This window comes from Streptomyces sp. NPDC002788, from assembly GCF_053592115.1.
On record NZ_JBSFVB010000009.1, the window covers coordinates 168,682 to 188,299 of the forward strand.

General features: G+C 70.5%; 17 protein-coding genes and 2 tRNA genes. 5 read left to right on the forward strand and 14 right to left on the reverse strand.

Going from position 1 to position 19,618, the window contains the following annotated elements; translation table 11 throughout:
• Positions 1 to 84 precede the first annotated feature (84 nt).
• From ACWD1U_RS18595 to ACWD1U_RS18610, 4 genes are all read right to left on the reverse strand, one after another.
• On the reverse strand, positions 85 to 645 hold the full coding sequence (locus tag ACWD1U_RS18595) for an HIT family protein (RefSeq protein WP_451108730.1): 561 nt from the start codon (positions 643 to 645) through the stop codon (positions 85 to 87).
• A gap of 66 nt (positions 646 to 711) precedes the next feature.
• Positions 712 to 2,688 carry a threonine--tRNA ligase gene (gene thrS / locus ACWD1U_RS18600; protein WP_451108732.1) on the reverse strand — a complete coding sequence of 659 codons (1,977 nt, stop codon included), beginning with the start codon at positions 2,686 to 2,688 and terminating at the stop codon, positions 712 to 714.
• 91 nt (positions 2,689 to 2,779) lie between these two features.
• Positions 2,780 to 4,015 (reverse strand): hypothetical protein, encoded by a 1,236-nt coding sequence (locus ACWD1U_RS18605; RefSeq protein WP_451108734.1) that lies wholly within the window; start codon positions 4,013 to 4,015, stop codon positions 2,780 to 2,782.
• The gene (locus tag ACWD1U_RS18610; protein WP_451108736.1) at positions 4,012 to 4,578 is read right to left on the reverse strand and encodes a DUF4365 domain-containing protein; all 567 of its coding nucleotides are present in this window, start codon (positions 4,576 to 4,578) and stop codon (positions 4,012 to 4,014) included. Before ACWD1U_RS18610 ends, ACWD1U_RS18605 begins: the two co-directional genes overlap by 4 nt.
• Positions 4,579 to 4,747: 169 nt before the next feature.
• Here ACWD1U_RS18610 and ACWD1U_RS18615 point away from each other — a divergent pair, with 169 nt between their 5' ends.
• Positions 4,748 to 5,476 carry an exonuclease domain-containing protein gene (locus tag ACWD1U_RS18615; RefSeq protein ID WP_451108972.1) on the forward strand — a complete coding sequence of 243 codons (729 nt, stop codon included), beginning with the start codon at positions 4,748 to 4,750 and terminating at the stop codon, positions 5,474 to 5,476.
• A 69-nt stretch (positions 5,477 to 5,545) separates the two neighbouring features.
• Here ACWD1U_RS18615 and ACWD1U_RS18620 read toward each other — a convergent pair.
• Both ACWD1U_RS18620 and ACWD1U_RS18625 read right to left on the reverse strand, forming a co-directional pair.
• Positions 5,546 to 5,617 (reverse strand) — tRNA-Val (locus tag ACWD1U_RS18620).
• A 39-nt stretch (positions 5,618 to 5,656) separates the two neighbouring features.
• Positions 5,657 to 6,103 carry an SRPBCC family protein gene (locus ACWD1U_RS18625; RefSeq protein WP_451108738.1) on the reverse strand — a complete coding sequence of 149 codons (447 nt, stop codon included), beginning with the start codon at positions 6,101 to 6,103 and terminating at the stop codon, positions 5,657 to 5,659.
• Between the two features lie 62 nt (positions 6,104 to 6,165).
• Here ACWD1U_RS18625 and ACWD1U_RS18630 point away from each other — a divergent pair, with 62 nt between their 5' ends.
• Positions 6,166 to 8,592, forward strand: coding sequence for an SCO7613 C-terminal domain-containing membrane protein (locus ACWD1U_RS18630; RefSeq protein ID WP_451108740.1), 2,427 nt, complete (start codon positions 6,166 to 6,168; stop codon positions 8,590 to 8,592).
• A 95-nt stretch (positions 8,593 to 8,687) separates the two neighbouring features.
• Positions 8,688 to 9,071 (forward strand): VOC family protein, encoded by a 384-nt coding sequence (locus ACWD1U_RS18635; protein ID WP_451108974.1) that lies wholly within the window; start codon positions 8,688 to 8,690, stop codon positions 9,069 to 9,071.
• 209 nt (positions 9,072 to 9,280) lie between these two features.
• Here the strand turns inward: ACWD1U_RS18635 and ACWD1U_RS18640 are convergent, their stop codons facing one another.
• The 7 genes from ACWD1U_RS18640 to ACWD1U_RS18670 all read right to left on the reverse strand — a co-directional run bounded on the left by ACWD1U_RS18640 (position 9,281) and on the right by ACWD1U_RS18670 (position 17,773).
• Positions 9,281 to 12,016, reverse strand: a complete 2,736-nt coding sequence (locus ACWD1U_RS18640) for an exo-rhamnogalacturonan lyase family protein (protein ID WP_451108742.1) — start codon at positions 12,014 to 12,016, stop codon at positions 9,281 to 9,283.
• Positions 12,017 to 12,120: 104 nt separating this feature from the next.
• Entirely contained in the window at positions 12,121 to 12,750 is a 630-nt protein-coding gene (locus tag ACWD1U_RS18645; RefSeq protein WP_451108744.1) for a hypothetical protein, read from the reverse strand.
• Between the two features lie 7 nt (positions 12,751 to 12,757).
• Positions 12,758 to 13,645 carry a carbohydrate ABC transporter permease gene (locus ACWD1U_RS18650; protein ID WP_451108745.1) on the reverse strand — a complete coding sequence of 296 codons (888 nt, stop codon included), beginning with the start codon at positions 13,643 to 13,645 and terminating at the stop codon, positions 12,758 to 12,760.
• Positions 13,642 to 14,643: a carbohydrate ABC transporter permease gene (locus ACWD1U_RS18655; RefSeq protein WP_451108747.1), complete on the reverse strand. Its 1,002-nt coding sequence runs from the start codon at positions 14,641 to 14,643 to the stop codon at positions 13,642 to 13,644. Before ACWD1U_RS18655 ends, ACWD1U_RS18650 begins: the two co-directional genes overlap by 4 nt.
• Positions 14,643 to 15,932: an ABC transporter substrate-binding protein gene (locus tag ACWD1U_RS18660; protein WP_451108749.1), complete on the reverse strand. Its 1,290-nt coding sequence runs from the start codon at positions 15,930 to 15,932 to the stop codon at positions 14,643 to 14,645. The genes ACWD1U_RS18655 and ACWD1U_RS18660 overlap by 1 nt, the downstream gene beginning before the upstream one ends.
• A gap of 1,222 nt (positions 15,933 to 17,154) precedes the next feature.
• A tRNA-Val gene (locus tag ACWD1U_RS18665) sits at positions 17,155 to 17,226 on the reverse strand.
• 88 nt (positions 17,227 to 17,314) lie between these two features.
• Positions 17,315 to 17,773 (reverse strand): TIGR02611 family protein, encoded by a 459-nt coding sequence (locus ACWD1U_RS18670; protein ID WP_451108976.1) that lies wholly within the window; start codon positions 17,771 to 17,773, stop codon positions 17,315 to 17,317.
• A gap of 191 nt (positions 17,774 to 17,964) precedes the next feature.
• Between ACWD1U_RS18670 and ACWD1U_RS18675 the strand changes: the two genes are divergently transcribed.
• Both ACWD1U_RS18675 and ACWD1U_RS18680 read left to right on the forward strand, forming a co-directional pair.
• Positions 17,965 to 18,378: an SsgA family sporulation/cell division regulator gene (locus ACWD1U_RS18675; RefSeq protein WP_004002642.1), complete on the forward strand. Its 414-nt coding sequence runs from the start codon at positions 17,965 to 17,967 to the stop codon at positions 18,376 to 18,378.
• 293 nt (positions 18,379 to 18,671) lie between these two features.
• Positions 18,672 to 19,232 carry a CGNR zinc finger domain-containing protein gene (locus ACWD1U_RS18680; protein ID WP_451108751.1) on the forward strand — a complete coding sequence of 187 codons (561 nt, stop codon included), beginning with the start codon at positions 18,672 to 18,674 and terminating at the stop codon, positions 19,230 to 19,232.
• Positions 19,233 to 19,301: 69 nt separating this feature from the next.
• Here the strand turns inward: ACWD1U_RS18680 and ACWD1U_RS18685 are convergent, their stop codons facing one another.
• Entirely contained in the window at positions 19,302 to 19,499 is a 198-nt protein-coding gene (locus tag ACWD1U_RS18685) for a hypothetical protein (RefSeq protein ID WP_451108753.1), read from the reverse strand.
• Between the last annotated feature and the right edge of the window lie 119 nt (positions 19,500 to 19,618).

The window sequence follows — 19,618 nt, forward strand, 5'->3', positions numbered from 1 at the left end:
TGGGGGCTGCGCCCCGGACCCCCGTCGGCCTGAACGGCCTCGTCCTCGAGCGCCGGACGGGCGGGAGAGACCACCCGCGTCAGTTCAGCCGGCCGGCCAGGCGTCCGCCAGCATCTTGCGGGTGTCGGCCAGCAGTTGCGGCAGCACCCGTGTGTGTCCCACCACCGGCATGAAGTTCGTGTCCCCGCCCCACCGCGGCACGATGTGCTGGTGCAGGTGCGCCGCGATGCCCGCGCCGGCGACCGAGCCCTGGTTCATGCCGATGTTGAAGCCGTGCGCGCCGGACGCCGTGCGCAGGGCCGTCATCGCCTGCTTGGTGAGTTCGCCGAGCTCGGCGGTCTCCACGGCCGTGAGGTCGGTGTAGTCGGCGACGTGGCGGTAGGGCACGGTCATCAGGTGCCCGCCGTTGTACGGGTAGAGGTTGAGCACCGCGTAGACCTGCTCGCCGCGGCGGACGACGAGCCCGTCCTCGTCGGACTTGGCCGGGATCGAGCAGAAGGGGCAGCCGTCGCCGGCGCCCGGGCCGGTCGGCTTGTTCTCCCCCTGGATGTAGGCCATCCGGTGGGGCGTCCACAGACGCTGGAACGCGTCCTGCGTCCCGACTCCCAGCTGCTGCTCCGGCTCACTCGTCATGCACCGCAGCATATGGCGTCGTGCTGGGGGGACGGCAAAGGCCCCCGAGGTCTCCCCGGGGGCCGGGACGCCGTGTGATCAGACCTGCGTCCGCTCCTCGACGACCTTGAGGATCTTCGCGATGGCCTCGTCGAAGGGGATGCCGTTCTCCTGCGAGCCGTCGCGGTAGCGGAAGGACACCGACCCGTGGGACATGTCCTCGTCGCCCGCGATGACCATGAAGGGCACCTTCTGCTTCTGGGCGTTGCGGATCTTCTTCTGCATCCGGTCCGAGGAGGAGTCCACCTCGACGCGCAGGCCCTTCTTCTTGGCCGCCGCCGCGAATTTCTCCAGGTACTCGACGTGCGCGTCGCCGATCGGAATGCCGACCGCCTGGACCGGGGCGAGCCACGCCGGGAAGGCGCCCGCGTAGTGCTCCAGCAGCACCGCGAAGAAGCGCTCGATCGAGCCGAACAGGGCGCGGTGGATCATGACCGGGCGGGTCTTGGAACCGTCCGCGGCCGTGTACTCCAGGTCGAAGCGCTCCGGCAGGTTGAAGTCGAGCTGGATGGTCGACATCTGCCAGGTGCGGCCGATGGCGTCCTTGGTCTGGACGGAGATCTTCGGGCCGTAGAAGGCGGCACCGCCCGGGTCCGGGACCAGCGGCAGGCCCTGCTTCTCGGCGACCTGGCGCAGCGTCTCCGTCGCCTCTTCCCAGGCCTCGTCCGAGCCGACGAACTTCTCCGGGTCCTTGGTGGACAGCTCCAGGTAGAAGTCGGTCAGGCCGTAGTCGCGCAACAGGCCGAGGACGAAGGTGAGCGTCTTGTCGAGCTCCTCCGACATCTGCTCGCGGGTGCAGTAGATGTGCGCGTCGTCCTGGGTGAAGCCGCGGGCCCGGGTCAGGCCGTGCACGACACCCGACTTCTCGTACCGGTACACCGTCCCGAACTCGAACATGCGCAGCGGCAGTTCACGGTAGGAACGCCCGCGCGCGTCGAAGATCAGGTTGTGCATCGGGCAGTTCATGGGCTTGAGGTAGTAGTCCACGCCCTCGTCGAGCTGCATGGGCGGGTACATGCCGTCGGCGTACCAGTCCAGGTGGCCCGAGGTCTCGAAGAGCTTCCCCTTGGTGGCGTGCGGGGTGTAGACGAACTCGTAGCCCTCCTCCTCGTGGCGGCGCCGCGAGTAGTCCTCCATGACCCGGCGGATGATGCCGCCCTTGGGGTGGAAGACGGCGAGGCCGGAGCCGATCTCCTCCGGGACGGAGAACAGGTCGAGCTCGCTGCCCAGCTTGCGGTGGTCGCGCTTCTCGGCCTCGGCGAGGAACTCGAGGTGCGCCTTCAGCTCGTCCTTGGTGGGCCAGGCGGTGCCGTAGATCCGCTGGAGCATGGGGTTCTTCTCGCTGCCGCGCCAGTAGGCGGCCGCGTTGCGCATCAGCTTGAAGGCCGGGATGTTCCGGGTGGAGGGCAGGTGGGGGCCGCGGCAGAGGTCCTTCCAGCACAGCTCGCCGGTCTTGGCGTCCAGGTTGTCGTAGATCGTCAGCTCGCCGGAGCCGACCTCGACGTCCGCGCCGTCGTCGCTGGAGGCGGAGCCCTTGAGGCCGATCAGCTCCAGCTTGTACGGCTCGTCGGCCAGCTCCTCGCGGGCGGCATCGTCGCTGACCACGCGGCGGGCGAACTTCTGCCCGCGCTTCTGGATCTCCTGCATCTTCTTCTCGATGGCCTTGAGATCCTCGGGCGTGAACGGCTTCTCGACGTCGAAGTCGTAGTAGAAGCCGTCCTTGACGGGCGGGCCGATGCCCAGCTTGGCCTCGGGGAAGAGCTCCTGCACGGCCTGCGCCATGACGTGGGCGGTGGAGTGGCGCAGGATGTTCAGGCCGTCCTCGGAGGAGATCTCGACGCCCTCGACCTCATCGCCGTCAGACAGGGCGTACGACAGGTCCTTGAGCTCGCCGGCCACGCGCGCGGCGATGACCGAGCGCTCGCCGGCGAAGAGCTCGGCGGCCGTAGTGCCCGTCGTCACCACGCGTTCTTCCCGCTCGGAATCCCGCTGGATGATCACACGGACGTCTGACACCGGTCTCTCCTGACTGAAGGGGGCTGCGGCGCCATACCGGAGCGCGCGCACGGGTAAGGATCGTACCGATTCGGGACCGCCCTCCGCGAAATCAGTCCCGGCGGTCCCCTCCGCAGGCCTCTTCGAAGAAGGCCGAGACGCCGGCGTTCTCCTGGAGCGACTTCATCAGCCGGTCCTGCTCGGCCTCGTCGACCTGCACCGGGACGACGCCGTGGGCACCGGTCAGACGCCGGAACCCACCCCGGCTCTCCAGTCGCCCCTGCACCCGCACCGGCAGTCCGACGAGGTGGGCGTGCCCGGCGATCCGGTACGCCTCCTCGTCCAGGGTGATCCGGACGTGGGGCACGTCGGCCCCGGCCAGCACGCGCAGCCGGACGGTGCCGTCGCCGCGCGGCCCCGATCTGCGCATGCGGGTGATCGCCCCGGTGATCCGCACGGGCACGGCCGGTTCCTCGCGCAGGTAGCGGGCGCCCGCCTCGCGCAGTACGGGGAGGTCGCCCGGTGAGAACTCGACGGGCTCGGCGGAGGGGGCGCAGCCCGCGGGCACGCCGGCCGCCGGAGCCCACGCGACGCTGATCCGGGCGCCTTCGGTGCCCCGGACGAGGGCGACCAGGGCCTCGGTGAGCTCATGACTCACTCCCGCCTCGACAGCCCCGTCGAAGGCGTCCATGCCGCCGGTGGCGCGCTGGTAGTCGATGGCCTCGCGGGCGGCGTACAGGGCCTGGTGGAGGCGTACGGCCAGGGGGCGGCCGCCGTCGACGGGGACGAAGGCGGTGAGCCGGCCGTCGGTCGCGGAGCCGACGAGGACGTGCTCCAGGGAGGCGGCGGCGGAGCGCCGGTGGCGGGCTCCGTGGTAGCCGGCCCGGGCGCGGGTGGCGAGGGCGGCCGCGAGGAGTGTCCGGCGGGCGGCGGTGCGCAGCCGGTCCTCCACGGTCCAGGGCGCCGCGCCGGCGGGCCCGGCGGGGACGTCGTGCCACCAGCGGATCTCGTCACTGGGCACGGCGAGGGAGACGAGGACCTCACGAGCGGAGGGCGAGCCGCTGCGGGAAAGGGCGAGCAGGGCCTCGCCGAGCAGATCGTCGCTGTCGGGGAAGGCGCGGCTCACGGGCACCAGCAGGCTGGTGCCACTGCCGCCGGGGCCGGGCGGGGTCCAGCGGCCGAAGCGCCCCGGGGCACCGCCGCGCCGGTGCCAGCCGTGCCGGCGCAGCAGGGCCCCGAGGACGGCCGGGTCGACCTGCCCGGGCTCGGGCGGAGGGCCGCTCCAGGCGGTGTCGGCGGGGTGGGGCCGCGTGGGCCTCGAGGGTTCCTCGACCGGGCGGTGCGTCACGGTCTTCCTCCCGTCCCGACCCGCGTCATGATCTCGCACAGCGCACGGTCGTCGAAGATGCGTGATGTCGGTATGCGCACGGTGGTGCGGCGGCGGCCGGTGATCGGCTGGCCGGCGAGGTTGGTCCAGTAGCAGCAGTGCCTCAGGTCCAGCCGGTCGTGGCCGGCGCGCAGCCAGTCGTCCTGGGCGCGCGGCACCAGCATCACCACCAGGATCTTGTGCACGGACACGGGGGTGCGGGCGAGCTTCGCCAGGTGGTCGTTGTCGAGGGTGAAGGAGAAGGTGCGCCCCGGCGGGTGGGGCGGCACCTGGTACGTGGCCTTGAGCTGGACCTTGATGGTGACCTCGTCGTCGACCGTGTGGCCGGGGGCGCTGTGGCTGACGTGCCAGTCGATGCCGTTGTCGGGAAAGGGCTGCGACAGCGAGCAGCCTGCAGCCGCCGCGACGGCGTGCAGATAGCCGACCTGCAGCGTCTCCATGCAGGCGGTGGTGGCGAGAGTGCCGCGAGAGGGAGCCGTGCGCTCGGGCAGCAGCCCGCCCCGTTCGGGCTGCGCAATGGCCATGGCCAACAGCCTTCCAGAACAAGTGAGTCCCCGCTGCGGGCCGCTGAACTGCAGCAACCCGTACTCCTGTTGTCTCCTTCCGGCGTACGGCGCAAACAGCCCGGGTATCACCGGATCGGGCAGCGGACGATGCGTCAACTGCCGAAGGTGAACGAGGGGTTGTGTGGCTATGACGACGTGCTGGTACGAAGGGCCGTTGGCCGCCTTCGACACGGAGACGACGGGTGTGGACGTCGAGACCGACCGGATCGTGTCGGCCGCCGTCGTCGTGCAGGACGCCCCGGGCCTACGGCCGCGGGTCAGCCGCTGGCTGGTGAACCCGGGAGTGCCGGTGCCCGCCGGGGCGACGGCGGTGCACGGGCTGACGGAGGAACACCTGCAGCGCAACGGCCGGTGGCCGGCGCCGGTGATGTACGAGATAGCGGAGGCGCTGGCCGAGCAGGCCCACGTCGGCCGCCCGGTCGTGGTGATGAACGCGCCGTTCGATCTGACCCTGCTGGACCGGGAGTTGCGCCGCCATCGGGCCTCGGCCCTGGGCCGCTGGTTCGAGTCGGCGCCGCTGCTGGTACTCGATCCGAGGGTCCTGGACAAACACCTGGACCGCTACCGCAAGGGCCGCCGGACCCTGACCGACCTGTGCGCGCACTACGGCGTCGCCCTGGAGGGCGCGCACGACGCCGCGGCCGACGCCGTGGCGGCGCTGGAGGTCACCCGGGCGGTCGGCCGCCGGTTCGCGTCCCGGCTGGAACGGCTCGCCCCCGGTGAGCTGCACACGCTGCAGGCGGTGTGGCACGCGGCGCAGGCCCGGGGGCTGCAGGCGTGGTTCGCGCGCAGCGGCGTGGACGAGGTGGTGGACCCGGCCTGGCCCCTGCGTCCGGATCTGCCGGCGGCGGCCTGAGAGGCTGGTCCGGCCCTGGTGGAGAGCATGAAAAAACCGGTCCGTCTGTGACGGACCGGCTGTTTCCGGTGGGCGATACTGGGTTCGAACCAGTGACCTCTTCGGTGTGAACGAAGCGCTCTCCCACTGAGCTAATCGCCCGGGAACGCACTGAACAATACAGGCCCCGGCACGCTTCCTTCAAACCGCTTGGAGGTGCCGCAGCAGTCCGCGCCGCCCGGAGCGCATCATCAGCGCGTGGTTGGCGCGGAAGACGGGCCGCCCCGGTACGGCGAACCGCCTCAGCAGCGGCTTGGCCACACTCACGACCTGGTCGTACCGCGCGAGACTGCCCGCGCCGTCGGGCGTGACCGTCCAGCGCGCCCAGCCCTCGATGTCCCCGGACAGGGCGCTCTCCAGCACTCCGGCCGCGGGATCGCGCCGCGTCTCCCGCGCCGTGAAGGTCATGTCGTACGGCAGGACGGAGCGGATGCGGATCACGCCGCTGACGCCGTCGAGCCGGTTCACCTCCCTGACCTGGCGCCACCAGTCGGGGTAGTCCTCGGGGCGCTCCAGCACCTCGTACACGGTGGCGGGTGGTGCGGGCAGGGGCCACAGGCTGCGGAAGCGGTAGTGGTTCCAGTCCATGACCGCAGTCTGCCCCACTCACGACGGGCCCTGTCTGAGTACGCGCGTGAGTATCCGCACTCATGCCGTGCCGGGTGAGGCGGGTCACACTGCGGTGCATGACGCACCTACCGCCCCCGGCCGAGGAATTGCGGCTCCTCGATGCCGAGCTCTGGCAACTGGACGCCCGGCGCGCCCAGTTGCTGGCCCGTCGCGCCTGGCTGGTCGCGGCCCTGCACCAGCCGCAGCAGCAGGCGCGGTCCCAGGCCGCGACGCGGCCACCCACCGCACCGTTCAAACCGGAGACCGCCGCGCCCAGCGTGCAGAACGTGCTCCTGGTGCTCGGCGGGGTCCTGCTCACCCTTGCGGCCGCGGTGTTCACACTGGTCAGCTGGGGACACATGGGCATCACCGGGCGGGCGCTGGTGCTCGGGGCGGTCACGCTGGCCGCGCTCGCCGCGCCCGTGCCGCTGCTGAGGCGGGGACTGCGGTCGACGGCGGAGTCCGTGGCGGGCCTCGGGCTCGCCCTGACCGTCCTCGACGCCTACGCGCTGCACGAGGCCGCCCTCGGCGGAACGGACGGCACGGGGTACGCCGCGGCCGCCTCGGCGGTGCTGTCGGTGAGTTGGGCGGCGTACGGTCTGCTCCCGGCCGCGGCCGCGCTGCGGCTGCCTCTCCCCTGCGCCCTGGCGGCGACACAGTTCCCCCTGCTGCTGTGGGCCGTGGCCGCGGACGCCGGTCCGTACGTGATCACGGCAGCGCTGCTGGTGACGGCCGGGCTCGACGCGGCAGTGACGCCGCGGATGTCGGCCGCTTCCGTACGGATCTGCGCGGTCGTCGGCGCGTACGGCATGGGCGGCTCGGGCGCCCTGGGGGCCGGCTGGCTGTCCTTGACGGCCGACGGCCCGGGCGCTGCCGCCCGTGCCGCAGCGCTGCTGATGCTCGCGGCGGCGATCGCGCTGGGAGCGGCTTGGCGGGTCTCGGGCGCGGGCGTGCGGCACGCCCTCGGCCTCGCGGCCGCCTCGGGGTTGCTGACCGTGGGTGCCCTCGGCGGGGTGACGCGCACCGGTGTGCCCTCGGAGTGGGTGGTTCCGGCTCATCTGGTCTTCGGGGTCGCGCTGCTGGCGGCGCTGCCGGCCGGGCGGCTGCTGCCGGGCGCGGTGCGGCACGGTTTCGCCTGGGCCTCCGCCGCCGTACAGGCACTGGCCCTGCTGTGGGCGCTGCCCGTGCTCGCCCTGGCGGTGCTGGGCCCGGCCGGCTGGATGGGCCGGGTGTGGAGCGGTGCTCCGTCGGACGCCCGGGCCGCGGTCGCCGTCGAGGCGCCCTGGCCGCCGGACGCGGAGACGGCTCCCGTGGTGCTGCTGGCGGTGGCGGCCGTACTCGCCCTGGTGGTCCGCGCGGAGCAGTGGCGCCCGCGAGCCCGGATCGGTGCGCTGGGCCTGCTGTGGGCCACGGCGCTGCTGCTTCCGGCGATCCTCGGGGTTCCCTACCTGGCGGGGATGTCCGTCCTGGGAGTCATGACAGCGGCCGCGCTGTACCTGGGCCGGATCACGAAGCCCGAGGCGCAGCCCATCGCCCTCGTCCTGGCCCTGGTCACGGCCGTCGACCTCACCCTGGTCTCGCTGGCCTCCCAGACGGCGACGCTGGTCGTGCTGTCCGTCCTGACGGCCCTGTTCGCCGCGGCCTCGTGGCGGGCGGGCCTCGCGCCCTTCACGGCTCCGGCCGCGCTCGTGTACGGCGCCGCACTGGCCTCGGCGACGGGCGCCGCCGCGGACTGGCCGCCGGCCCGCACCGCCCTGCTGATCCTGGCCGTCCCCGTGGCCGCCGCCCTGCTCGCGAGCCGTCTCGGCGCGTCCCGGGCGACGGTGCCCGTCGAGCTCACGGGAGCCGCCACCGGTCTGCTCGCCGTGGGCCTCGCCGTCACCGACCCGCCGATGCTCGCACTGGTCCTGGCCCTGTGCGGGGTGATCGCCGCGGGCACCGCGCTGCGCCCCGGCCGCCGTCCCGTCGGCTACCCGGCCACGGCCCTGTTCGTGCTGGCGGCCTGGGTGCGCCTGGCCGCCTGGGACGTCGGTACGCCCGAGGCGTACACGCTCCCGGTGACCGTCCCGGCACTGCTCGTGGGGGCCCTGCGCCGGCGCCGCGACCCTCAGGCCTCGTCCTGGACGGCGTACGGCCCCGGGCTCGCCGCGACCCTGGTGCCGAGCCTGGTCGCGGTCTGGACCGACCCGCACTGGACCCGCCCCCTGCTGCTGGGCACGGCGGCTCTCGTGGTCACCCTGCTGGGTGCCCGGCACCACCTCCAGGCACCGCTGGTGCTCGGCGGTTCGGTGCTGACCCTGGTCACCCTGCACGAACTCGCCCCGTACGTGGTGCAGGTGACCGGTGCACTCCCCCGCTGGGCGCCACCCGCCCTCGCCGGACTCCTGCTGCTCGCACTCGGGGCGACGTACGAGCAGCGGATCAGGGACGTCCGGCGGGTGCGGGCCGTGCTGGGGAGGATGAACTAGCCGTGCGAAAGCGCTGCCGAGACCCTGAGACGTGTGCGTGAGGAACGAGCGGAACTCGGTGGCGTCCGGCGTGGAGTTCGGGAAGGCTCGTGCGCATGGTCTCGGTTGTACAGAACGTGGCGATCGACTGTGCGGATGCCTACGGGCTTGCGCGGTTCTGGAGCAGAGTGACGGGCCGTCCGCTGGATCCGGAGGACGGACCGGGCGCCCAGGAGGCTCAAGTGCTGCTGGCACAGGGCCCGGTGCTGCACTTCAACCAGGTTCCCGAGGGCAAGACGATCAAGAACCGGATCCATCTGTGTCTGCGCCCTGAGACCTCGCGCGATCAGGAGGTGGACCGGCTGCTGGGTCTCGGTGCCACCTTTGTCGCCGATCACCGCAATCCCGATGGTTCAGGGTGGGTGATCCTCGCCGATCCCGAGGGCAACGAATTCTGCGTTCTGCGCAGTGAGTCCGACCGAGCCGCCATGAGTTCCTGAGCTCACGCGCCGTCCTGGCCGGTTTCCCCTGCCCGTCCCCGGGAGGCGGGGGACATGGGCCTTCCGGCCCGGTTCGACGGCGAGAGGCGGCACAGAGGGGGTTGCAGAAGGAGCCGCCCGGCGGTGTCCAGGCGGAGCCGGCTTTCGATGCACGCCTGGACGAGCGGATCCCGATGCGTCGCCACGGGATCCGCTCGTCCAGTCCCCCGCTACGGCATCCTGTCCCCGAGCAGGGCCAGGTTCTCGATGGCGGCGAGTCCGTAGAGCGCGGTGTCATTGGTGGACACCCAGGTTGCCTCACTGCCCGCGACCAGGGCGGCGGGGCCGCTCAGCCGCTCCGTCTTCCAGGGGGCCGACTCCTTGTAGCCGTCGGAGTTGTAGAACTTGTCCCAGGCGCGCTTGGCGAGCTTCTCGTCGCCGGTCCGGACGGCGGCGAAGGCGTCGAGGCGCGAGTGGCCCTGGAAGAGGATCAGCGAGCCGAAGTTGCTGCCGTAGCGTGCCGCCTGCTCGGCCTTGGTGGCGTTGAAGTAGCGGCAGTAGTCGAAGTAGGCCTCGTTGAACTTCGGCATGTCGACGAGGTCGACGAGCTCGGCGCACAGCTCGTTGAGGCCGAAGACGGCCGACAGGTGCGAGACCTCGACCTTGGGCTTGTCGGCGACGGCGAACTTGCCGGTGTCCAGGTTGTACAGGCCGCTGCCCTGCACGAACCCGTTGGGCTGCGCGGCGATCGTCTCCATGGTCGACAGCACGCGGGCCTTGGCCTTCTCCCACTTGGGGCCTTTGCGCTCCCACTCGGTCAGCCAGGCCGAGACCAGGCCGCTCCAGTCGGTGCCGAAGCCGATCGACAGGGCGTGCCGGTCGGGCGTGTACGGCTCGGTGCGGATCTTGCGGAGCGGGTCGAGGGCGAGGAACGTCTCGTCGGAGTCGACGTTGGCGTGCATGAGGTCGCCGACGCGTTCGTCCGCCGTGAGGAAGTAGTAGTAGCGCCGGTAGGTGGTGTTGGCGATGCGCTGCTGCTTGGCGCTGTCGGCGAAGTGCTGCACACCGTGCCGGGTGCCGAGGCCCGCCCATTTGCCCAGGTGGTAGACGTCGACCTCGCCGGTGTGCCGGGTCATGGCCTCGGCGAAGCGGAAGATGTCCGATCGGCCGCTTCTCAGGTACGCGTACCAGAGCCACAGGTCCGGCGACAGCTCGGAGTTGTCCCAGGCGTAGCCGCCGACGTCGTAGCGCCACTGGTGCCGGACGGTGTCGTAGGTGTGCATGATGTCGCCGTAGTCCCAGAAGCCGTACCACCGGCGCATCTCCACCTGGTCCTTGTAGTAGGTGAAGAGGAAGTCGAGGTGGTCCTCGATCTTGGCCTTGGCGGGCGTGGAGCGGTCGGGTTCGGCGTACAGGCCCTTGCCGAAGACGCCCGCCCTGATCAACTGCTGGGGCGGGGCGGCGAGCTGCGGGAGCACCCGGACGGCCTCGACCTGCTCGGCGAGCTGCTCGGCGCTCGGGGTGGACTCGTTGGCCCAGAACAGCAGCTCGGAGGTGCGGGCGATGCCGTAGGGGGTGCCGAACTCGGGCTCGTAGTCCTCGTAGGTGATGTTGAGGCCCTCGATCTGCTTGGGGAAGGTGTCCTGGCCCATGCCGTCGTGGTAGAAGCGCATGTCCATGGGCTGTGCCTCGGGGGACCAGAGCCAGAGGGTCACCTCGGCCTCGTCCGTGTGGGCGTCCCGGATGTCGAGCTGGGCGGGGAACTTCTCCCAGAAGTCCCGCAGGCCGAAGGAGAGTCCGCCGCTCACCCCGCCGACGTACCCGAAGCCGGAGGCGCGCCGGCCTCCGCCCGCGCCGATCCAGCCGTAGCCCTTCTTGGTGCGCTTGCGCAGGGTGAAGCCGTCGGCGGACAGCTGGGAGAGGGTGTAGTCGCCCCACTCGGGGATGTACTGGAGCCGGGTGGTGACCCGCTGGTCCCAGGTGGCCGGGTCGGGCAGCTTCTTGCCTGCGTACTGCGCCGCCTGCACGGCCGCGCCCGGGTCGCGGCGCAGGCCGGTGATGCCCTTGACGGCCTCACGCAGCAGGCCGGTGCCCTCGCCGCCGATGCGGATGTGGCGGTCGTAGGACTCGTCCCGCATCGGCACGGTGAAGCGGACGCCGAGCCCGCGCACGAAGTCGCCGGACGCCTTGCCCGGCTTCTGGGTGCCGTCGTAGGTGATGGTGTGCACCATGCGGAAGGAGTCGGCTCCCGCGAAGAAGTACAGGCGGATGGAGAACGGCAGCCAGCTCCGGTCGCCCTTGCGGTGCTTGCCGTCGATGCGGACCACGGCACGCACCGGGCCCTCCTGCTCGACCTTAACCTGCGAGATGGCGCCGTCGAAGCGCTCGGTCTTCACCGTGCCCTGGTCGCCGTCCTCGAACTCCGGCTGGCGGATCAGCACGAGCCGGCCGTTCTTCGCGATCTCCGTGGAGCCCCGGGTGACCGACTTGACGATCGTGGAACCGGACTTGCCGATCCTCGCGGTGATGACGCCCGTCGAGATGTCGATGGTGCCGCCGCGCTTGTCGACGGTGACCTTCTTCTCCGGTGCGGCGGGCGTCCCGGCCTTGAGGGTGAGCTTGCCGTTGCCCGAGGCGACGGCGTGCGCGGTCCACTTGAGGGAGCCGTCGGGCCAGTAGGCGATCGGCCAGGACTGCACGGGTACGGCCTTGCCGTCCGCGTCCGTGAGCGCGAAGGTCTGGTCCTCCTGGTACGCGCCCTTCGGCCAGGGCACGCCGACGGTGGAGCCGGGTGCCGCGCCGAGGCCGCCGTCCTCCAGCCAGTCCAGGGTCACCGGGTCGGCGTCGGCGGGTCCGGCTCCGGGGGCCGCCTGGGCGTCCTGCGCTCCAAGCGCCCAGCTGAACTGGGCGGCGGCTCCGGCGACGGCGGCCGCCTTGAGGAGGGATCTGCGGGGGATGGGAGACATCAGGGTTACTGCCTTTCCTTGTCCGTGCGGGAAGAATTTCCGTTCATGGTCAGGGGCATGACAGAGAGAGATGCGGCGGCGCCGGCCTGGGAAGGCACCGCCGGTCAGCGGCGCCGGTACCGCTCCTCCACGGCGACGGCCGCCGCCGCGACGGCCCCGAGGACGGGGGCCGCCAGCGGCGCGGCGAACCAGGCGGACAGGGGCACCACGGTCAGTCCGCCGACGATCAGGAAGGACCCGGCCGGGTCGAGCACCGTACGCCGCCCGGCCTGCGCGAGGAGCGTCCGCCAGCGGGCCTCCGGCTCCCACACCGCCGCCGCCCGCAATCCGGTCACGACGAGCCCGATCAGCGCGACGACTCCGACGGCGCCGACCAGCGGCCCGCCGGGAATCCCCGCCCGGGCCGCCTGCACGTCCACCCAGACCGCGGCCACCGCCGCCCACCCGGCGACGCCTGCGATCCACCCACCACGCAGGGCCGCTCGGAAGTCCGCGACGAACTCCCGTCGGCCACCGCCCTCATGGGCGGTGAAGCGCCGCAGGTGCCGCGCCCCGGCGGCGAAGGCCGCGGGATACGTCACGACCCCCAGCGAGGCCACCGCGATCCACACACCGGTCAGCAGACACTCGGCGAACACCGCGAACCTTCCCCGGGCTCCCGACTCCGCTCGGGCAGGGGACGCCCCACGGGCGACCAGCGACTCACCCCGTGCCTTCACCCGGGTCCCGGCCATGCTCACCTCAGCCCTTCAGACCCGACGTGGCCATGCCGTCGATCAGATAGCGCTGGAAGGCGAGGAAGAAGGCGAGGACCGGCAGCAGCGCGACCAGCGACATGGCGATCATGCCGCCGTAGTTGGCCAGCCCTTCCTGGTCGACGAACATCTTCAGGCCGAGCGAGACGGTGTACTTGTCGGGCTCGTTGAGGTAGATCAGCGGGCCCATGAAGTCGTTCCAGGAGTTGATGAAGGTGAAGATCGCACTGGTGATCAGGGCGGGCCGGCTGAGCGGCAGCACGATCGACCAGTAGATCCGCAAGTGCCCGCAGCCGTCGAGGCGGGCCGCCTCGTCCAGCTCCCTGGGCATGTTGCGCATGAACTGCACCATCAGGAAGACGAAGAACGCCTCGGTGGCCAGGTACTTACCCAGCAGCAGCGGCGTGTAGGTGTTGATCATCTCCATGTTGCGGAACAGCACGTACTGCGGGATCAGCAGCACGTGGTACGGCAGCAGGAGTGTGCCGATCATCAGCGTGAAGAGCAGATTGCGGCCCGCGAACCGGATCCTCGCGAAGGCGTAGGCCGTCAGCGAGCAGGACACCAGGATCCCGATCACGGAACCGACCGCGAGGAAGAGCGAGTTGAGGAAGAACGTGGAGATCGAGATGTCGGCGATGCCGTCGGAGAGGCTCGTGTAGTTGCCGATGATCGGGTCGCCCGGGAAGAGGTCCAGGCTGCCGACGATGTCCTCGCTCTTCTTGAACGACCCGCCGACGACCCAGATCACCGGGTAGAGGATCACGGCGAGGATCAGCAGGGATCCGATGTGCCAGGCCAGGGAGCCGGGCAGCCTCTGCCGGAGCGCCCCGGCTCCGGTGGCGGGCTTGATGTCGGTGGCCGGGGCAGTCATCGGGCGCCCTCCTCGTAGTGCACCCAGCGCTTCTGGGACCAGAACAGCACCGCCGTCACCAGGGCGACCGCGACGAGCAGCAGCCAGGCCATCGCGGAGGCCAGGCCCATCCGGCTGTTCTCGAAGCCCTGGACGTAGAGATAACAGGTATAGACCATGGATCCGTCCGCGGGACCGCAGGCGTTGCTTCCGGCGCCGCCGCCGACGATGTACGCCGAGCTGAAGATCTGGAACGAGTGGATCGTCTCCAGCAGGACGTTGAAGAAGAGCACCGGGGAGATCATCGGCAGGGTGATGTTCCAGAACCGGCGGAACGTGCCCGCCCCGTCGACCTCGGCCGCCTCGTACAGCTCGCGCGGGACCTGCTTGAGTCCGGCCAGGAAGATGACCATGGGCGCGCCGAACTGCCAGACGGTGAGCGCCACCAGGCTATAGATGATCATGTCTGGGTCGCCGGTCCAGCCGCCGACGTCGATCCCGAAGATCTTCTGCGTCCGGTCGACGATCGCGTCGTCCGAGAAAATCGCCTTCCACACGATCGCCACGGAGACGCTCGCGCCGATCAGCGACGGCGCGTAGAAGGCGGCCCGGTAGAAGGCCTGCCCGCGCCGGCTCTGGGCGAGGAGCAGCGCCACGCCGAGGGCCGCGAGCAGCTTGAGCGGTGTACCGACGGCGACGTACCAGAGCGTCACCCGCACCGAGTGGCGCCAGCGCGGATCGCCGAACATCTCCGAGAAGTTGTCGAGACCGACCCACTTGGGCGCGTCGAACAGGTTGTAGTCGGTGAACGCGAAGTACAGCGAGGCGATCATCGGTCCCGCTGTCAGCAGCAGGAACCCGGCGATCCAGGGAGACATGAAGAGATAGCCGGCCAGGTTCTCCCGGCGCCGCCGCCGCTTGAGGGCGGCGGGGCGCTCGGGCTTCACCGGACCGTGCCGCGGCTCGGAGTCCTGGGACAGGCCCTCCATCGCAGGGGCGTGTGTCACGGTGGTTCCCATCAGGTGCCGAGAGCCGTCTTCGACTCGGTGAAGAACTGCTTGACGGCCTCGTCCACGGACCTCTTGCCCAGGGCCATCTCCTCGGCGATGCGCAGGAACGCCGACTCGCAGATGTCCGCGCCGTTCGGATGCGGGGTGATGGACTCCAGGACGCCGGCCTTGACGAGGGACTCCTCGTAGGCGGCTATCGCCTGGTTGACCGGGTCGGTCGGCTTGTACGCGTCGAACTGGGCCTGCGTCGCCGGAACACCGCGGTCATAGCCCATGATCTTGGCGACCTCGGGGTCGTGCACCATGAAGTCGATGAACTGGGCGACTTCCTTGGGGTGCCGGGTGCGCTTGGAGGCGCTCAGCATGAGGGAGCCGAGGTACTGGCCGGTCTTCTTGCCGTCCGTCGTCGGGATGGGCGCCAGGCCGTACTCGCTCTTGCCCTCGGAGGTGTAGCGGACGGTGAAGTTGTCCCAGGTGAACTCGCCGCCCGAGAGCTCCCCCGCGAGCGCCGACTTGGGCTTGATCTGGGCGGCCTTCTTGGGGTCGGAGTACAGACCGTCCTCGACGCCCTTCTTGGCCCGCCCCCACCAGTCCGTCAGATCCGCCTCGCTGAAGCCGAGTCCGTCCTCGGTGAAGAACGCCTTGCCGTTCTGACGCAGGTAAAGGTCGTAGAGGTACATGGTGCCGTACATACCGCTGTCGCCGGCGCGCCCGGTCTTGTCCCGGATCTTCTTCATGCCCGCTTCGAAGTCGTCCCACGTCCAGCCCTGCTCCGGCTTCACACCGGCCCGGGTGTAGACGGGCTTGTCGATGACCAGAGCCATCGAGTTCGAACCGACCGGAACGCCGAGGAGCTTGCCGTCGAGCTCACCGAACTTCTCCAGGCCCGCGCGGAATCCCTCCATCCGGAGGTTGCCGGCCTTGACCTGCTCGCTGAGATCGAGCAACACGTTCTTCGCGTCGTATTTGCGGAGGAAGCCGATCGCATTCTGGAACACGTCCGGCGGGTTTCCGCCGGAGGCCTGGGTGTTGAACTTCTTCCAGAAGTCGAGATAAGGCTGGAAGTCCGTTTTCACCTTGATCTTCGGGTACTTCTTCTCGAAGAGCGCGATGGTCTTGTTGATTCTCTGGGCACGGTCCTCCGCACCCCACCACGCGTAACGGATCGTCACCGTCCCGTCCGCGGAGGTGCCTCCGTCCCCGCCGCAACCGGTCGTCGCGGCCAGCCCCAGCGTGGCTGCCGTGGCCCCGGCCGCCTTCAGAACCGTACGCCTCTCAACATTCCTGCCGTTCCCCACGGTTGGACCTCCCCGCACGTCGTCCCGCTCGCATGAATCGTTTCAAGTAAGCGCTTGCTGGCACAAGTTACGGAGAGGGTGAGAGTGCGTCAATGATTCGGACAGAGATTTCTCACCGCGGGGGCGGGCGGTGGGGCCCGGCGGAGAAGCAGGGCCGGGAGCCGGGTCGGGTGACGTCGCTGGTGAGGCGGGTTCGGTCGGGGAGCCGGACAGAACGTGGTCGATCACGAGGATTTCGGCCGCGACCGAAAGACGGCGGTGGGGTGGAGCGGGGGGAAGCGACGGGGTGGGTCCGGTTTCGGCCAGGAGGGTGGCTGGGTGAGGGCGGTCGAGATGGTGGATCTTGGGCGTCGCGGGTGGCAGTGGCGACTCTGGGCGACGGGGGCTGGGGTGGTGGTTCGGGGGAGGCCGACTCCCGGTCCCCGGGCATACGGCCGGGCGCGCCTGCGAGGGAGCTTGGAGCGACGAGGGGTTCGCGTGGCGGGGTTCCACTTCGGATTGGAGTCCGGCGGGCGGTATGAGCCTCGGGCAAGGGGGCGCGGGGTGGTGGTCCGGCGGGCGGGAGGCCAGGCCAGGCACACACGTGATCCGGTCTCGGATCCGGGGAGGGAGGGTCGGCTGCTCGCAGGGGGCCGATGGGTGGATCTCCGGGCCGGGCGGAGACGAGCGGAATCGCCGGCCGCACACGGCGGCACGGGCGGTCCGACGACCCGGGGGCGGCGCGAACACCAGCTGACTGCTCGCTGCAGCGCGAGTGATCCGGCACCCAGGTAGGGCGACGCACCGCTCGCTGCTCACGGTAGAGCGAGCGGCCCTGCACCCGAGGCAGGGCGACGCGCGGCTCGCTGCTCACGGCAGAGCGGGTTGCCGGGCACCCGAGGCAGGGCGACGCACCGCCAGGTGGCAGGGCTCGGCGGCACCGGCGCTCCCCAGCGCGTCACGGCAGCCCGAAGGCGGCGCCGGTGGGGCACCGTGGCAGCCCAGGCGGCTCCCGGTACTGGCTTGCGACCACGCCGCCTGGTCGACCGGGGACGGATGCGGCGAGCGGCACGGAGGCCCGTCGGCGGACTCGGCAGCGTCGGCGGCGTGGCGTCGGCCAGTCCGGCCGAGGGCCTCGGTCGAGCGGCGAGGCCTGCGGGTTTCCGGCCACCCGACCGGTCGGTCAGGGCCGTACAACAGCGACGGCCCACCTGCGCATTCGCAGGCGGGCCGTCGATCCGGGTGGGCGATACTGGGTTCGAACCAGTGACCTCTTCGGTGTGAACGAAGCGCTCTCCCACTGAGCTAATCGCCCGGACGCAGGAAGAACATTACCCCATGTCAGGGGGTGCCCATGACCGGTGCCGACCCACACCGGCAGGCACCGGCACCCCCGGCACGGCTCACTGGTTCTTGATCTTCCAGGGCATGGCGATGCCGAATTTCCACACGTAGATACCGACCAGTACGGCCACGATCACGAGCCCGACGCTCGTCAGGATGATGTTGCGGCGCCGCACCTTGGGATCGAGGGCCCGCTGTGCCGCCTCGGTGACCTTGCGTTTGGTCCAGCGGAGCACCAGCTGCGCCCACACGAATTCCGTCGCCCAGATCGCCATGCCGCCGAAAATCACGACCCACCCCGGCCCGGGCAGGGGCAGCATGATGATGCCGGTCACGACGACGGCAAGCCCGATGATGAAGACGCCGACCTGCCAGCTCACGTGCAGCACACGACGTGCCTTGATGAATTCCGGCGCCCGCGAGCCGAGTCCCCGATCCGGCTCGCTCTGCACCTCGCCCGTACCCGTCTCGTCCGACGCCACGGCCACCTCGCCTGGATCGTCACTCCCCGTATTCATACGGGCAAACACTACCCGAGCGAAACCAGTCACCGGAATGGACGCAGGACGCGAACGATCTCTCGGCCGGAAGAGTTACGTAAAGGCACGCAAAACCCTCAGAGGGGTTTACAACGGCACCGTAGGTGGCATGTCGATTTCGCCGACGTGCGAATCCCCGAGCGCACACTGAGCGAAAGGCCTTGGCGCTTATGAACACCACGGTCAGCTGCGAGCTGCACCTGCGCCTCGTTGTGTCGAGCGAGTCCTCCCTGCCTGTCCCCGCAGGCCTGCGGTACGACACGGCCGACCCCTACGCCGTGCACGCCACCTTCCACACCGGAGCCGAGGAGACCGTCGAGTGGGTGTTCGCCCGTGACCTCCTCGCCGAGGGGCTTCACCGCCCCACGGGCACCGGCGACGTCCGCGTCTGGCCGTCGCGCAGCCACGGTCAGGGCGTCGTGTGCATCGCCCTGAGCTCACCGGAGGGCGAAGCCCTGCTCGAAGCCCCCGCACGGGCCCTGGAATCCTTCCTGAAGCGGACCGACGCCGCCGTGCCTCCCGGCACGGAGCACCGGCATTTCGATCTCGATCAGGAGCTTTCGCACATCCTGGCGGAAAGCTAGGTCGAGGAGGCCCTCACACAAAGCCGCCCGGCGCCGTCCACTCGGGGAGACGGCTCGGGCCAGGACAGCCGCACACGGGATACACCGGCGCCGACTCCGCGGCTCACGCGGAGTCGGCGCCGGTCTGCGTTTGCCCTGGGGGCCCGGGAAGGCGGGGTGGGAACCTCGGTGAGCCCGGCGGCGTTGTATTCGAAGCCATGTGCGGGCATGAGGGCGGTCCGGCGGTGGTGGAGCCGTTACCATCGGCCAGCATCGGCGGGCGCCCGCCCGACCCCCAGGCCAGGGAGCGAATCGTGCTGATCACCCACGACACCCGGTGCGCCCTCGACACCGTGGTCGATCTGGTGAATACCGCACCGGATGACGACACGGCGGCGGACGGGCTGCCGGACGTGGCGACCCTCGCGGACTTCGTACGGAACCACGAGATCAGCGACGTCGGGGTGCTCACGGAGTTCGACCTCTCCGCGGTGCGCAAGATCCGCGGACGGTTCGCCGCCGTCTTCGCCGCTTCGGACCCCCGGACCGCCGCCGGCCTGATCAACGAACTGGTGGCGGCCGCCGGCACCACGCCCCGGCTCACTGACCACGACGGCTACGACTGGCACGTCCACTACTTCGCACCCGGCGCCTCCGTCGCCGACCACCTGGCCGCCGACTGCGGGATGGCCCTGGCGTTCTTCGTGGTCGCCGGGGAGCATGAGCGGCTGCGCCGCTGCGAGGCGCCCGACTGCCGGCGCGCCTTCGTCGATCTGTCCCGGAACCGCTCCCGGCGCTACTGCGACAGCCGCACCTGCGGAAACCGGCTGCACGTGGCCGCGTACCGGGCGCGCCGCAAGGAAGCGGCGGGCTGAGAGCCGCCAGGACGGGTGATCGATGCCGACGCGGCCCCGGCGGGTGGCGCCGGGTACCGCGGGTACGGCTCACAGCAACAGCAGATCGTGCAACGAGGCCATGAGCAGCAGACACCCGATCACCGCAAGAAAGATCATCAGCGGTGGCTGGGAAAGGGCGAAGAGACAACCACGTGGCCCGTCCCGTGGGGAACGCGGCTCGTCCCGCGGGGGACGTGACTCCTCCCGCGGCGGCGCGGGGTCGCTCTGACTCGTCGTGTCCAGCATCTCGCGGCGATGATGACGCAGTCGCCCGGCAGGAAGCGATCAGCGGCCGGGTTCCGTGCGGGAGTGCCCCGATTGCGCGAGGTCCGGTTCGGGTTGTGATCACTTCCGCGCGCCCCCGG